The following is a 13,552-nucleotide window of genomic DNA, read 5'->3' on the forward strand; positions in this document are numbered from 1 at the left end:
TTTCGCAACCCCCGCGTCAGTCCTGTGAAAGACGGTACGCTGGCGCGCCATAAATTTTGGCCGGAACCCGTGGCCGGGACCGCATTGCGGGTATAACAGCAGGCCAGAAGAAACAAGCGCAGGCCCTGCGTGCCAGGAGACAAGAAGTGAAAGCCAAACCAGGAAAGGTGTCCGTGTCTTCCAAAGCCAAATCTGCTGTGGGCAAGGCCAAACCGGCCCCCAAGAAAGCTGCTGCCAAGCCGGTGGCCAAGGCCAAACCGTCCGTGAAGACTTCCAAACCTGGGGCGGCCAAGAAAGCCGTGTCCAAGCCGCCCGCGAAGAAAGCGGCTGTCAAACCCGCGGCCAAGAAGGCGGCCGTCAAGGCGGCTGCGCCCAAGAAAGCTGCTGCCAAGCCAGCGGTCAAGGCTGGCAAGACCAGCGCCAAAGCACCTGCCAAGGCGCCGGCTAAAGCGCCTGCCAAGACCCCGGTCAAGGCGGTGACCAAGTTGCCGGCCAAGACGCCTGCACCTTTGCCGGTGAAGGCGACCCCGGCCCAGCCCGAGTCGCCCGCACGTACCGCCAAGGCCTCGGCCCGGCTGGCACAGCTGACCGTTCCCTCCATGGCCCAGTCGGTGGCATCCACCGCCGTCAAAGCCAGTTACACCCCCACCATGTCCCAGACCCTGATCGCTCCTCCCCTGCCTTCCTCTGTCAAAAAAGACCCCAAACTCGTCAACAACTGGAAAACCAAGCCGGGCGAAACGCTGAGCGACGACGAGCTGGTCGCCATGCCCGACAGCGAGTACATGAACGACAAGCAGCTGGCCGCCTTCCGCGTGCGCCTGCAGCGTCTCAAGCAGGACATCCTGAACAACGCCGGCGAGACCACCGAGCATCTGCGCGAAGACACCGTCATCGTGCCGGACCCGGCCGACCGCGCCACCATCGAGGAAGAACACGCGCTGGAGCTGCGTACGCGCGACCGCGAGCGCAAGCTGCTCAAGAAGATCGAGCAGTCGATCGCACGCATCGATGCCGGCGACTATGGCTACTGCGACGAGACCGGTGAACCCATCGGCGTGGGCCGCCTGCTGGCCCGTCCCACCGCCACGCTCTCGCTGGAAGCCCAGCAGCGTCGCGAGCTCAAGCAGAAGATGTTCGGGGATTGATCCAGCACACACATTCCTTCTGACGCGCACCGCATAATCCAGACATGGCTGAAGACGAAAACCGGTCCGGCTTGTTGTCCAAGGTGGCCAAGTTCGTGCGCAATCCGACCAAGGATTGGTCCGAGCTTGACCAGAAGGAGCCGGAGGCCGACAGCGGTTACAGCAAGGAGGCGCTCAAGGAGATGATCGAGCGCAAGCGGCAGAACGACTTCGTGCGCAAGCGCGAGTTCGATCATCTGCGCAAGCTGCGCCGTCGCGAGCCCCTGGGGCCGGCCGATCAGGCCGGCAGGCCCTCCTTCTTCCAGAGCAGCCTGACCTCCAACCACGACGACCGTGCCGAGACGCTGAAGAAGATCGACGAGATCGAGGCGCAGATGTCGCGCCAGTGGTGGAAGGGCAAGGAGGCCGTCTCGCGTGCCGGTGCCTTCCCGATCTCAGGCGCCAGCCCGGGCCTGCGGCCCGATGCCGGGCCCACCGAGCCGCCGACGGCTGCGCCCGATGCGGCGCCCAACTCCGACCCCGAGGACAGCCGCTTCGAGCCGACCGTGGCCTCGGCCCTGCGCCCCAGCAGTTCCGGCTGGGCGGATGCCCCGCAAGGCGGCGAGTACCCGGCCACCCAGCTGGCCGAGCCCGCGCCGACCCTGCAGGCCCCCATGGGCATGCGGTCTGCGTCCCCCGCAGCGGGCGGGCGTGCACCGGCCAGCCATCCGCAAACCCTTCAGCCCATGGCCGCCCGCGCGCCCATGGGTGCCGGTTTCTCGACCCAGCGTCTCTACGCTGCCGTGCCGTCCGACAACCTGACCGATCCCGACCTGGAAGACGCCGCCATCCGCTTTGCCAACGGCGACGACGCCGGCGCCGAGGAGAGCTTGCTGACGGTGCTGCATGGGGACAACCTGCGCCCCGATCTGGCCGAGACCTGGATGTCTGCCCTGTTCGATCTCTACCGCGCTACCGGGCAGCAGGCCCGTTTTGACAGCGTGGCCATCGAATTCGCCAACCGTTTCGGGCGTTCGGCACCGGCCTGGTTCTCCACCCCCGATCTGCTGAGCCGCTCCAAGGCCAGCGTGGCCCCCCCCACTGCACGGGCAAGCACGTCGGCCGCCAGCGCGCCGGACTGGACCTGCCCGCCCCAGCTGAGCGCTGCCTCGCTGGAAGAACTGCATGCCTTGATGCGCGTGCCAGGCCCCCTGGTGCTGGACTGGCAGGCTTTGTCCCTCATCGGCCTGGATGCCGTGCCCGTGCTGGCGCGCCTGGTGGCCCAGTGGTGTGTCACGCCGGCCGTACTGGTCTTCCGCGGCCACACCAGCCTGGAGCGTGGGCTCCAGGCGCTCACGCCTTCGGGGGATCGCACCGTGGCCCCGCTGTGCTGGCAGTTGCGCATGGATGCGTTGCGCGTCATGCGCCTGCAGGACGCCTTCGAGCTGGTGGCGCTGGACTATTGCGTGACCTTCGAAGTCTCGCCACCCTCCTGGCAGGAGCCGCGCTGCAGTTGCGAGTTGCAGGGGGCCATGGATGCCGCGGAGGCCGAGGCCGAAGCCATCCGCTCCAGCTGGGACGCACCGAACTCCACCTGGGATGACCCGCTGCAGAACCTGACCGTGCCGGTCGGCCTGGAAGACCAGCCCCCGGCGGTGGTCGAACTCTATGGCGAGATCCTGGGCGATGCTGCCGAAGTGCTGGCCAGGCTGGAGGCCGGCATGGAGGGCGCCACCCGCATGGTGGTCTCCTGTGCCCGCCTGATCCGCGTTGATTTCTCGGCGGCCGGCAGCATCCTGAACTGGGTGGCTGAGCAGCAGGCCCGCGGTTGCCAGGTGCAGTTCCGCGATGTCAACCGCATCGTGGCCGCCTTCTTCAACGTGATCGGCATCTCCGAGCATGCGCGCGTCGTTCCGCGCGCAGCTTGAAGTTTCCCCCGAAGCGCCTGCGGCGCCCCCCCAGGGGGCGCACCCAGTGGCCCGGCACAGCCGGTTCCACGGGTGCCCACGAATGGATACCCCCAGCCACGGAGGGTGCGTGTTCGGATGCCGGACAATACGGCCATGGAACAATTTCACGGCACCACCATCATCAGTGTGCGGCGCCAGACGGCCGCCGGCCTGCAGGTCGCCATTGGCGGCGACGGCCAGGTCACGCTGGGCAATATCGTCGTCAAGGGCACGGCGCGCAAGGTGCGCAAGCTCTATCACAACAAGGTGCTGGCCGGCTTTGCCGGCGCTACCGCCGACGCCTTCACGCTCTTCGAGCGTTTCGAGGCCAAGCTCGAAAAACACCAGGGCCATCTGCAGCGCGCCGCCATTGAATTGACACGCGACTGGCGCACCGACCGCGTGCTGCGCCGCCTGGAGGCCATGCTGGCCGTGGCCGACCGCGAGTGCTCGCTCATCATCACCGGCAACGGTGACGTGCTGGAACCCGAGAACGGCGTGGTCGCCATCGGCTCGGGCGGCGCCTATGCGCAAGCCGCGGCCATCGCCCTGCTCAAGCATTCCGGGCTGGGCGCGCGCGACATCGTCAAGCAGTCGCTGGAGATTGCCGGCGAGCTCTGCATCTACACCAACCTGAACCACACCATCGAGGTGCTGGAGTGACACCCCCGACACTCGCCCACGGCGTTCCGCGGTTTGATCCGTGTCATTCGAACTGAACCTGCTCTTGTCCATAACGCCATGTCATCCATGACCCCGCAGGAGATCGTCTCCGAACTCGACCGTCACATCGTCGGCCAGGCCGATGCCAAGCGCGCCGTGGCCATTGCGCTGCGCAACCGCTGGCGCCGCCAGCAGGTCGATGCCGCGCTGCGCCCGGAGATCACGCCCAAGAACATCCTGATGATCGGCCCCACCGGCGTGGGCAAGACCGAGATCGCACGTCGCCTGGCGAAGCTGGCGGATGCCCCCTTCATCAAGGTGGAAGCCACCAAGTTCACGGAAGTGGGTTATGTGGGCAAGGACGTGGACTCCATCATCCGCGACCTGGCCGAGGTGGCCGTCAAGCAGACCCGCGAGGCCGAGATGAAGAAGGTGCGCACGCGCGCCGAAGACGCCGCCGAGGACCGCATCCTCGACATCCTGATCCCGTCGCCACGCCTGGAAGCCGCGGCGGCCGAGCCCCAGCCCGACAGCACCGCGCGCCAGGTCTTTCGCAAGAAGCTGCGCGAGGGCCAGCTCGACGAGCGCGAGATCGAGCTCGACGTGGCGGAGGCGCGGCCCCAGCTGGAGGTCATGGGGCCGGCTGGCATGGAAGACATGGCCGAGCAGCTGCGTGGGATGTTCGGCCAGCTCGGAGCGGGCAAACGCAAGGTGCGCAAGCTGAAGATCGCCGACGCGATGAAACTGCTGGTCGACGAAGAGGCGGCCAAGCTGGTCAACGAGGAGGAGATCCGCACCCAGGCGCTTTTGAACGCCGAGCAGAACGGCATCGTCTTCATCGACGAGATCGACAAGGTCACCTCGCGCTCGGAGGGCAGCGGTACGGCCGAGGTCTCGCGCCAGGGCGTGCAGCGCGACCTGCTGCCGCTGGTGGAGGGCACCTCGGTCTCCACCAAGTATGGCGTCATCAAGACCGACCACATCCTGTTCATCGCCTCGGGCGCCTTCCACCTGAGCAAGCCCAGCGACCTGATTCCCGAACTGCAGGGCCGTCTGCCGATCCGCGTCGAGCTGCAGTCTCTGTCGGTGCAGGACTTCGAGGCCATCCTCACGCAGACGCATGCCTCGCTGGTGCGCCAGTACCAGGCCCTGCTGGCCACCGAGGGCGTGACGCTGGCGTTCGCCCCCGAGGGCATTACCCGCCTGGCCCACATCGCCTACGACGTGAACGAGCGCACCGAGAACATCGGCGCGCGCCGCCTGGCCACGGTGATGGAGCGCCTGCTCGACGAGGTCAGCTTTACGGCCACGCGCCTGCAGGGGCAGACGGTGCACATCGATGCGGCCTACGTCGATGCGCGCCTGGCCGACCTCAGCCGCAACGAAGACCTGTCGCGCTACATCCTCTGAGGCCGGGCCGCCGGCCCACGGCACTCAGCGGCCGCGGGCGTGTTCGCTCAGCGCCTCGATGTCCACCGCGTCGATCTGCGCGGGGGCCAGGTGGCGATCCGCAAACTCGCGCCAGATGCCCTGGTGCAGGAAGATGCCGAACATCTCCGGGCAGAGATGGCCTTCGCGGGCCATGCGGGCCATGATGTCCAGTGACTCGCTCAGCGTCTTGGGCCCCTTGTAGGGGCGATCAGGTGCGGTCAGCGCCTCGAACACGTCGGCAATCGCGATGATGCGGTCTTCCACCGTGAGCTGGCCGGCGCCCATCCGGCGCGGATAACCCTGGCCGTTGAGCTTCTCGTGGTGCGTGGCGGCGATGTCGGGCACACGCGCGAGATGGCGCGGCCAGGGCAGCCGGCGCAGCATGATCAGCGTCTGCACGATGTGGTCGTTGATGCGGAAACGGTCTTCCGCGGTCAGCGTGCCTCTGCGCACCGACAGGTTGTGCAGTTCGCCCAGGTTGCGCTCGCTGGCCGGCAACTGCATGTCGAAGCCCCACACATTGGCTGGATCGCCGCGTTCCACCGGCGGTCGGCGCGTCCCCCAGGGCACGACATGTTCGGGGCGGTCGGCCAGCAGCACCTCGGTGGCCGGCAAGGGCGGGCGGGTCTGGCCGCTCACGCGCCGGATTTCCTCGATCGACAGGCCCAGGCGGTCATCGAAATGGCGCTGCCAGGTCTGCGCGGCCACGCCCTGCAGGCGTTCGAGGTCGGCCTCGTCGGTGGTTTCGCTGCCGACGTTGCAGCCGGCGACGAAGGCGAAGTCGTCCTGCAGCTGCCGCTGGCGCTGCTGCAGCGTGCGTCCCAGGCTGTCTGCATCGCCGCGGCCCTCCGCCAGGGCCTGCCAGTAGTCGATGAGGGCATCACGGTGCAGCACCTCGAAGCGCGTCCGGATCTCGTGGATGCGGTTGTAGATGGTCTCGAGCTTGGTGGCCTTGTCGATGATGTGCTCGGGGCTGGTGATCTTGCCGCAGTCGTGCAGCCAGGCGCCCAGCTTGAACTCGTAGCGCTGCTCCGCATTCCAGCGCCCGGCGTAAGGGCTGGACGGGTCGCCGTTGAGTCGGTCGACGAACATTTCGGCCAGCAGCGGCACGCGTTCGCAGTGGCCGCCGGTGTAGGGGCTCTTGGCGTCGATGGCGTCGGCGAGCAGGCGGATGACGCCGTCGAGCAGGCGTTGCTGGGATTCGATCAGCTGGCGCGTCTCGATCGAGACCTCCAGCACCCCCGAGAGCCGTTCCGCGAAGACCCGGAAATCGTCGCCGGCGTCTCGCTGGTCGGCGCCGAACTGCAGCACCAGCAGGCCCAGCAGTTCCTGCTGCCGGCTGCGCAGCCGGATGGCCAGGCTGTCGGCTAAGCGCTGCTCGCCGGTCCAGGCCAGTCCGGTGGCCACCGGAACACGCCCGGGCAGGTTGTGGGTGCTGTCTGCGGCGCCATCGCGCCGGCGCGAGACGGCGGCCAGCACCAGCTCGCTGTCGTCCTCGCTCGCCAGGTACACCACGCCCTGCACGCAGTTGGTGGTCTCCACCAGCTGGTTCAGCACCTTGCCCAGCATCACCTCGGTCTGGGCTTCCCGGCTGATGGTCTCCGTGATGCCCAGGAAGTTCTGCACCGTGCGGCCCATGTGCTGCAGCACGCGGTCGAGCTCCTGCACTTCCTGCAGGGGGCTGGCGTCCGGGCTTGCGGCGGTTTCAAACTGGAAGTGCGCCAGCTTGCGGCTGCGCGCCGACAGCCGGTGCATGGCGTGGCCGATCTGGCGTCCGGCCAGCCAGCCCAGCGGCAGCAGCAGCAGTGCGATCAGCAGGCCCTGCAGGGCCTGGCGCTGCAGGTCCCGGCGCAGGTTGCCCAGCAGGTCGCGGTCCGGAATGGCGACCAGGATGTCCAGCTGGCTTCCGGGCACTGCGTCCATTTCCATGCGCATGCCGTACCAGCGCTCATCCTGCGCGTCGAAGCCGTAGGCGCGCCTGGCCTGGGGTGCGCTGGTGGCCAGGGCCTGCAGGGCCGGTATGCCCAGCTCGGCCAGGGTCTTGAAGTTCACCGCCTCGCCCTGGCGCTGCAGGTGCTGGAGGGTGCCCGGATAGGCGACGACGCGCTGCTGCGCATCGACGACGGCGATCTGGGTGTTGGGGGTGTAGCGCAAGGCCTTCATCTCTTCCCCGATGGCAGAGATGTCCACGTCCAGCCCCAGGACCGCGCGGCCATCCCGGCTGCGCTCGCTCAGCGTCACACCAATCTGGCGCGAGGTGTAGAACAGGTAGGGTGCGGTCAGGTGCTGGCCCGCGGCGCCCTGCGCACTCTCGTACCAGGGGCGCTGGCGCGGGTCGAACTGGTAGTCGGGCAGGTTCTGGGTGCGCAGCCGGCGCAGGCTGGTGTCCAGGTAATGCCATTGGCCGCTGAGGCGGCCATCCGGTGCGCGTGTCATGCTCTGCACCAGCCAGCCGGCCTGGCCCGGGGCATCGAAGAACAGGCGCAGCTCCGGGGTGTTGAGCCGGCGCAGCAGGAAGAACTCGCCATTCGGATAGCCCGCATACACCGCGGCCAGCAGCGGGTTGTAGGTCAGGATGTCGGCCAGCACGACGACCCGCTCGAAACGCTCCTCCAGCCGGGTCGCTCGCGCCAGCGGGTCGAAGGAGAGCTGGCGCAGCGTGGCCTGCGCGGGGCCGACGATGCCCCGGCTCTTCTCGTTGATCAGGTTGCCGATGTCACCGAAGCTCTGGCCGGCCGCATCCAGCAGGGCGGTGCGGGCTGACTGCCAGCTGTTCCAGAGCAGCCCGCCGGCGAGGATCAGCATCGAGGTCACGACCACCGTTGCGATCAGCGATTGCAGGCGGATCGACCAGCCGGTGCCCGCGTCGGGGCGGGGCGGGGCGGGGGTGGTGCTCATGACAGAACGCGCCGGGCGCGCGGGTGTTGTTCCTATGGCGAATGTACACGGCTGCTGCTGGTGGTCAGCTCCTCGCCCGTTCGGTCCCTCGGCGCTGCTCAAGTGTTGCATTTGGCGGCCAGGCGTGGCCCCTGCGTTGTTGGACTGCACGCATCAGGTGCTTCAAGCATCACATTCATAACGTTAGCTAAGTACTTAATTTAGAAGAAGATTTCACCTCTGAAAATTGTGTGAAAGTGTTTCTAAGTCCTTGATTTCATTGAAATTTTTCTGGTTCCCCTCTTGTCGGTCAGTGTTTTGCTGCTACAGTGCAAAAAAGTGGAATTAAGTGGTGAAAAGTGCGTCTGCGCTTTTCCCCTTCCCGTACTGGTGCAGAAAAAGGGGTTGTGCGCGTGTTTCAAGGGGCTTCGTCGCTGAGTCTGGATGCCAAGGGGCGGCTGTCTGTGCCGACCCGGCACCGTGACGTGCTCAGCGCCACGGCGGCCGGCCAGCTCACCATCACCAAGCATCCGCATGGGTGCCTCATGGTCTTTCCGCGCCCCGAGTGGGAGAAGTTCCGCGAGCGCATCGCCGCGCTGCCCATGGCGGCCCAGTGGTGGAAGCGCATCTTCCTGGGCAATGCCATGGACGTGGAGATGGACAGCACCGGCCGCGTGCTGGTCTCGCCCGAACTGCGCGCCGCTGCCGGCATCACGCGCGACACCATGCTGCTGGGCATGGGCAACCATTTCGAACTCTGGGACAAGGCCACCTACGACGCGCAGGAGGCCCAGGCCATGCAGGGCGACATGCCGGACGTCTTCAAGGACTTTTCCTTCTGAAAGAAGACGGTGGAAACCTCCCCATGGACACATACCACCGTCTTGTTGAACGAAGCGATCACAGCCTTGCTCAACAAGCCGGACGAACTGGCGCCGGAGCCGGCCGATGGCCACTACGTGGACGCCACTTTCGGACGCGGCGGGCATTCCCGCCTGCTCCTGTCGAGGCTGTCGCCCCAAGGGCGGCTGACCGCCTTCGACAAGGACCTTGCGGCCATCGCCGAGGCCCGGACCGTCGCGGACCCGCGCTTCGCCATCCGCCACCAGGGCTTCCGGCATCTGCACGAACTGCCACCGGCCAGTGCCGCCGGCATCCTCATGGACCTGGGTGTGAGTTCGCCCCAGATCGACGACCCCACCCGCGGTTTCAGCTTCCGGTTCGACGGACCGCTGGACATGCGCATGGACACCACGCGGGGCCAGAGCGTGGCGCAGTGGCTGGAAACAGCCGAAACCCGACAGATCGCGGAGGTGATACGTGACTACGGTGAAGAACGGTTTGCTGGCCAGATTGCAAAGGCGATTGTGGCGCGCCGACAGGAGCGGGGCCCAGTTTCAACCACCGGCGAACTGGCCCAGCTCGTGGCTGACACGGTCAAAACCCGCGAGTCGGGCCAGAACCCTGCAACGCGCACATTTCAGGCTCTTCGGATTTTCATCAACGCCGAGCTTGAGGAGCTGCAAGAAGCGCTAGAGGCAAGTCTCGATGTATTGCAACCCGGAGGACGGCTGGTCGTGATCAGTTTCCATTCGCTGGAAGACCGCATCGTCAAACAGTTCATCGCGCAGCATTCGCGCGAGGTCTACGACCGCCGTGCGCCTTTTGCTGTGCCTGCGCCGATGAAACTGCGCGCGCTCGACCGCGTCAAGCCCTCGGCAGCCGAGGTGGCGGCCAACCCGCGCGCGCGCAGCGCCATCATGCGCGTGGCTCTGAGGACAGCCGCATGACCCGGGTGAATCTCGTCCTGCTGCTGGCCGTGCTGGCCAGCGCGCTCTATCTGGTGAGCGTGCAGTACGATTCGCGCCGCCTGTTTGCCGAGATCGACCGCGCCGTGCTGGAGGCGCGCCGCATCGAGACCGAGCGCGAGCAGCTGGAGCTGCAAAAGCGCCAGCAGGCCACGGTGCAACGCGTCGAGAAGCTGGCCAAGGACAAGCTGGACATGCGCGCGGCCACGCCGGCCATCACCGACTACGTGAGCTACCAGCCCTACAGCGGCAGCGTGCCGGCGGGCGCAGTGGTGCAGCCGCGCGTCTCCGGGGGGCGTCTCCCATGAGCCGCCGGGCCGCCCCCAAGGCGCATGGCACCGCAGCCTGGCAAGGCGCAGGTGTGCCGATCCGCCGCCGGGCCGCCCCCAAGGCGCATGGCACCGCAGCCAACGGGGCGGAGGTGTTCCTGTGAGCAGTCGCAGCATCCAGTACACCTCCAGCCCGTTGCTGGCCAGCCGCACGCCAGTGTGGCGCAGCAAGTTCGTGGTGGCCATGATCGCGCTGGCCTTCGTGGTGCTGGCCGGGCGCGCCGCCTACATCCAGGTCATCTCCAACGATTTTTTCCAGAAGCAGGGCCAGGTGCGTTTTGCGCGCACCCTGGAGCTGCCCGCCAACCGCGGCCGCATCCTCGACCGCAATGGCCAGATCCTCGCCACCAGCGTGCTGGCGCCCAGCATCTGGGCCATTCCCGAGGACATCGATCGTGACCCGAAGCAGCTGCAGCGCCTGGCGCGGCTGCTGGAGATGCCCTTGTCCGATCTGAACCGCAAGCTGGAGGACGAGGACAAGACCTTCATCTGGCTCAAGCGCCAGGTCGACGAGTCCGTGGCCAAGCAGATTGCCGCGCTCGAGATCAAGGGTGTCTACCAGCGCAAGGAGTACAAGCGCCAGTACCCCGAGGGCGAGGTGGCCGCGCACCTGGTCGGGTTCACCAACGTGGAAGACCACGGGCAGGAGGGCGTGGAGCTGGCCTTCAACCAGACGCTGGCCGGCAAACCCGGTTCACGCCGTGTCATCAAGGACCGCCTGGGCAGCGTGATCGAGGCCGTGGGCGCGCAGGTGCCACCGGTCGAGGGGCGCGACGTACAGCTCTCCATCGACAGCAAGATCCAGTTCTTCGCCTACCAGCGCCTCAAGCAGGCCGTGCGCGACAACCAGGCCAAGGCCGGCAGCGTGGTGGTGCTCGACGCCCAGACCGGCGAGATGCTGGCGTTGGCCAACTACCCCAGCTACACACCGGGCAAGCGCCAGGGTTTCAAGGAGGCCCTGCGCAATCGTGCGCTGACCGACTCCTTCGAGCCGGGCTCCACCGTCAAACCTTTCGTCGCCGCGCTCGCGCTTGAAAAGGGGTTGGTCACGCCGGCGACGTCGATCCAGATCAGCGGCAATGGGCGCATGAACGTGGGCAACGCCACCATCAGCGACACCCATGCGTACGCCGTGCTGACCCTCAACGAAGTGGTGCAGAAGTCCAGCAACATCGGCATGGTCAAGCTGGCCATGCAGATGCCGGCGCGGGACCTGTGGGAGATGTACAGCCAGGTCGGTTTCGGCCAGCGCCCGCAGCTGCCCTTCCCGGGCGCGGTCAGCGGCCGCCTGCGCCCCTGGAAGACCTGGCGCCCCATCGAGCACGCCACCATGAGCTACGGCTACGGGCTGTCCATCAGCCTGGTGCAACTGGCGCATGCCTACACCGTGTTCGCGCACGATGGCGAGCTGATGCCGGTGACGCTGCAAAAGGCGCAGGGGCCGGTGACCGGCGTGCGCCTGCTGGAAGCGCGGCATGCGCGCGCCGTGCGCCATATGTTGCAGTTGGCCGCCGGGCCGGGCGGCACCGCTCCGAAGGCGCAGACCATGGGCTACTCGGTGGGCGGCAAGACCGGCACCGCGCGCAAGCAGGAAGGCCGTGGTTATGCCGACAAGAAATACCGCAGCTTCTTCGTGGGCCTGGCACCGGTGGCCCATCCGCGCATCATCGTGGCCGTGCTGATCGACGAGCCCGATGCCGGCAAGTACTACGGCGGCGACGTGGCCGCCCCGGTGTTCAGCGAGACCGTGCAGCAGACCCTGCACCTGCTGGGCGTGCAGCCCGACATCGAGGTCACGCCGCAGATCGTGGCGCAGATGGGGGAGGGCGTCGCATGGTGACCGAACTCCACACCCCCGTGCAGGCCGCTCAGTGGTTGCATGGCCGCGTGCGCGGCGTGCTGCAGACCGACAGCCGGCGCGTGGGGGCGGGCGACGGTTTCATCGCCTGGCCGGGCGCGGCGCGCGATGGGCGTCAGTTCGTGCCGGGCGCGCTGGCCCAGGGGGCGCTGGCCTGCCTGGTCGAGCGCAGCGGCGCCGAAGCTTACGGCTTTGCCGATGAGCACATTGCGGCCTACGCTGGCCTGAAAGCGGCCAGCGGCCCGATCGCTGCGGCCTATTACGAGCAGCCTTCGCAGCAGCTCGATGTGCTGGCGGTCACGGGCACCAACGGCAAGACCTCGACCAGCTGGTGGCTGGCGCAGGCGCTGGGCGCACTCCGGCCCGCCGTCGCCTGCGGACTGATCGGCACCCTGGGTGTGGGCCGTGTGCCGGCGCCGGGCTCGGCACACGCCGACGCCATCGTCAGCACCGGCCTGACCACTCCCGATCCGGTGCTGCTGCAGCAGACCCTGCGCCAGTTCGTCGACGAGGGCCTGACGGCCTGCGCCATCGAGGCCTCGTCCATCGGCATCAGGGAGCGGCGCCTGGATGGCACGCGCATCCGCACGGCCATCTTTACCAATTTCACGCAGGACCACCTGGACTACCACGGCAGCATGGAGGCCTATTGGCTGGCCAAGGCTGAACTGTTCGACTGGCCAGGCCTGCGCGCGGCCGTGATCAACCTCGACGACCCCAAGGGGACCGAGCTGGCAGCGACGCTGGCGGCCCGTGCGCTCGACCTGTGGACGGTTTCCCTGCAGGCTGACGCCGGTGCACGCCTGGTCGCGCGAGACATCCGCATGGGAGCACGCGGCGTGCAGTTCACGGTCTGCGAAGGCGAGGCCCGCGTTCCGCTGACCACGCAGACCCTGGGTGACTACAACGTGAGCAATCTGCTGGGCGTGATCGCCACGTTGCGCACCCTGGGTGTCGCGCTGGTCGACGCGGTGCTCGCCTGTCATGAACTTCAGCCGGTGCCGGGCCGCATGGAATTCCAGGACGGTGTCGATCTGCCGCTGGCCGTGGTGGATTACGCCCACACGCCCGACGCGCTGGCCCAGGTGCTGCAGACCCTCAAGCCGCTGGCCGCACAACGCGGTGGCCAGTTGTGGTGTGTGTTCGGCTGCGGTGGCGACCGCGATCCGCACAAGCGCCCGCTCATGGGTGCGGCGGCGATGCAGCATGCGGATCACATCGTGTTGACCAATGACAACCCCCGCAGCGAGGCTCCCGAGGCCATCGTGGCGCAGATCCGTCCGGGTCTGGCGGGCCATGGCGCAGTGCAGGTCGAGCTTGACCGGGCGCGGGCCATCACCCTCGCGCTGCGCCAGGCCGATGCACGTGATGTGGTGCTGGTGGCCGGCAAGGGCCACGAGGACTACCAGGAGACGGCCGGCCTGCGCCAGCCCTTCTCCGACCGGCAGCAGGTGGGCCTGGCGCTGCAGGCGCGCCGGAGGGGGGTGAGCCCATGAGCGCCCCCACCATC

At 67.4% G+C, this 13,552-nt stretch carries 10 protein-coding genes; 9 read left to right on the plus strand and 1 reads right to left on the minus strand.

Translation table 11 applies throughout. From position 1 onward, the window contains the following. Positions 1–173: 173 nt before the first annotated feature. From dksA to hslU, 4 genes are all read left to right on the plus strand, one after another. Positions 174–1,148 (plus strand): RNA polymerase-binding protein DksA, encoded by a 975-nt coding sequence (gene dksA, locus AC1RRP_RS06665; RefSeq protein ID WP_493034437.1) that lies wholly within the window; start codon positions 174–176, stop codon positions 1,146–1,148. A 44-nt stretch (positions 1,149–1,192) separates the two neighbouring features. Continuing rightward, positions 1,193–3,055, plus strand: coding sequence for an STAS domain-containing protein (locus AC1RRP_RS06670; protein WP_493034439.1), 1,863 nt, complete (start codon positions 1,193–1,195; stop codon positions 3,053–3,055). A 135-nt stretch (positions 3,056–3,190) separates the two neighbouring features. Beyond that, positions 3,191–3,739 carry an ATP-dependent protease subunit HslV gene (gene hslV, locus AC1RRP_RS06675; protein WP_493034441.1) on the plus strand — a complete coding sequence of 183 codons (549 nt, stop codon included), beginning with the start codon at positions 3,191–3,193 and terminating at the stop codon, positions 3,737–3,739. A gap of 78 nt (positions 3,740–3,817) precedes the next feature. After that, on the plus strand, positions 3,818–5,149 hold the full coding sequence (gene hslU, locus AC1RRP_RS06680; RefSeq protein ID WP_493034443.1) for an ATP-dependent protease ATPase subunit HslU: 1,332 nt from the start codon (positions 3,818–3,820) through the stop codon (positions 5,147–5,149). A gap of 24 nt (positions 5,150–5,173) precedes the next feature. Here hslU and AC1RRP_RS06685 read toward each other — a convergent pair whose 3' ends face one another. Continuing rightward, complete coding sequence (locus tag AC1RRP_RS06685; protein ID WP_493034445.1) at positions 5,174–8,068, minus strand: HD domain-containing phosphohydrolase; 2,895 nt, start codon at positions 8,066–8,068, stop codon at positions 5,174–5,176. Positions 8,069–8,460: 392 nt separating this feature from the next. Here AC1RRP_RS06685 and mraZ point away from each other — a divergent pair, with 392 nt between their 5' ends. The 5 genes from mraZ to AC1RRP_RS06710 all read left to right on the plus strand — a co-directional run bounded on the left by mraZ (position 8,461) and on the right by AC1RRP_RS06710 (position 13,538). Further along, positions 8,461–8,889 carry a division/cell wall cluster transcriptional repressor MraZ gene (gene mraZ, locus AC1RRP_RS06690; RefSeq protein ID WP_174254296.1) on the plus strand — a complete coding sequence of 143 codons (429 nt, stop codon included), beginning with the start codon at positions 8,461–8,463 and terminating at the stop codon, positions 8,887–8,889. A gap of 9 nt (positions 8,890–8,898) precedes the next feature. Further along, the gene (rsmH, locus tag AC1RRP_RS06695) at positions 8,899–9,837 is read left to right on the plus strand and encodes a 16S rRNA (cytosine(1402)-N(4))-methyltransferase RsmH (RefSeq protein WP_493034447.1); all 939 of its coding nucleotides are present in this window, start codon (positions 8,899–8,901) and stop codon (positions 9,835–9,837) included. Next, entirely contained in the window at positions 9,834–10,163 is a 330-nt protein-coding gene (gene ftsL / locus AC1RRP_RS06700; RefSeq protein ID WP_493034449.1) for a cell division protein FtsL, read from the plus strand. Before rsmH ends, ftsL begins: the two co-directional genes overlap by 4 nt. Positions 10,164–10,284: 121 nt before the next feature. Continuing rightward, the gene (locus AC1RRP_RS06705) at positions 10,285–12,024 is read left to right on the plus strand and encodes a peptidoglycan D,D-transpeptidase FtsI family protein (RefSeq protein WP_493034451.1); all 1,740 of its coding nucleotides are present in this window, start codon (positions 10,285–10,287) and stop codon (positions 12,022–12,024) included. Next, entirely contained in the window at positions 12,018–13,538 is a 1,521-nt protein-coding gene (locus AC1RRP_RS06710) for a UDP-N-acetylmuramoyl-L-alanyl-D-glutamate--2,6-diaminopimelate ligase (protein ID WP_493034453.1), read from the plus strand. The genes AC1RRP_RS06705 and AC1RRP_RS06710 overlap by 7 nt, the downstream gene beginning before the upstream one ends. Positions 13,539–13,552 lie beyond the last annotated feature (14 nt).

The sequence above is a fragment of the Hylemonella sp. GW821-FHT12C09 genome (assembly GCF_058807395.1).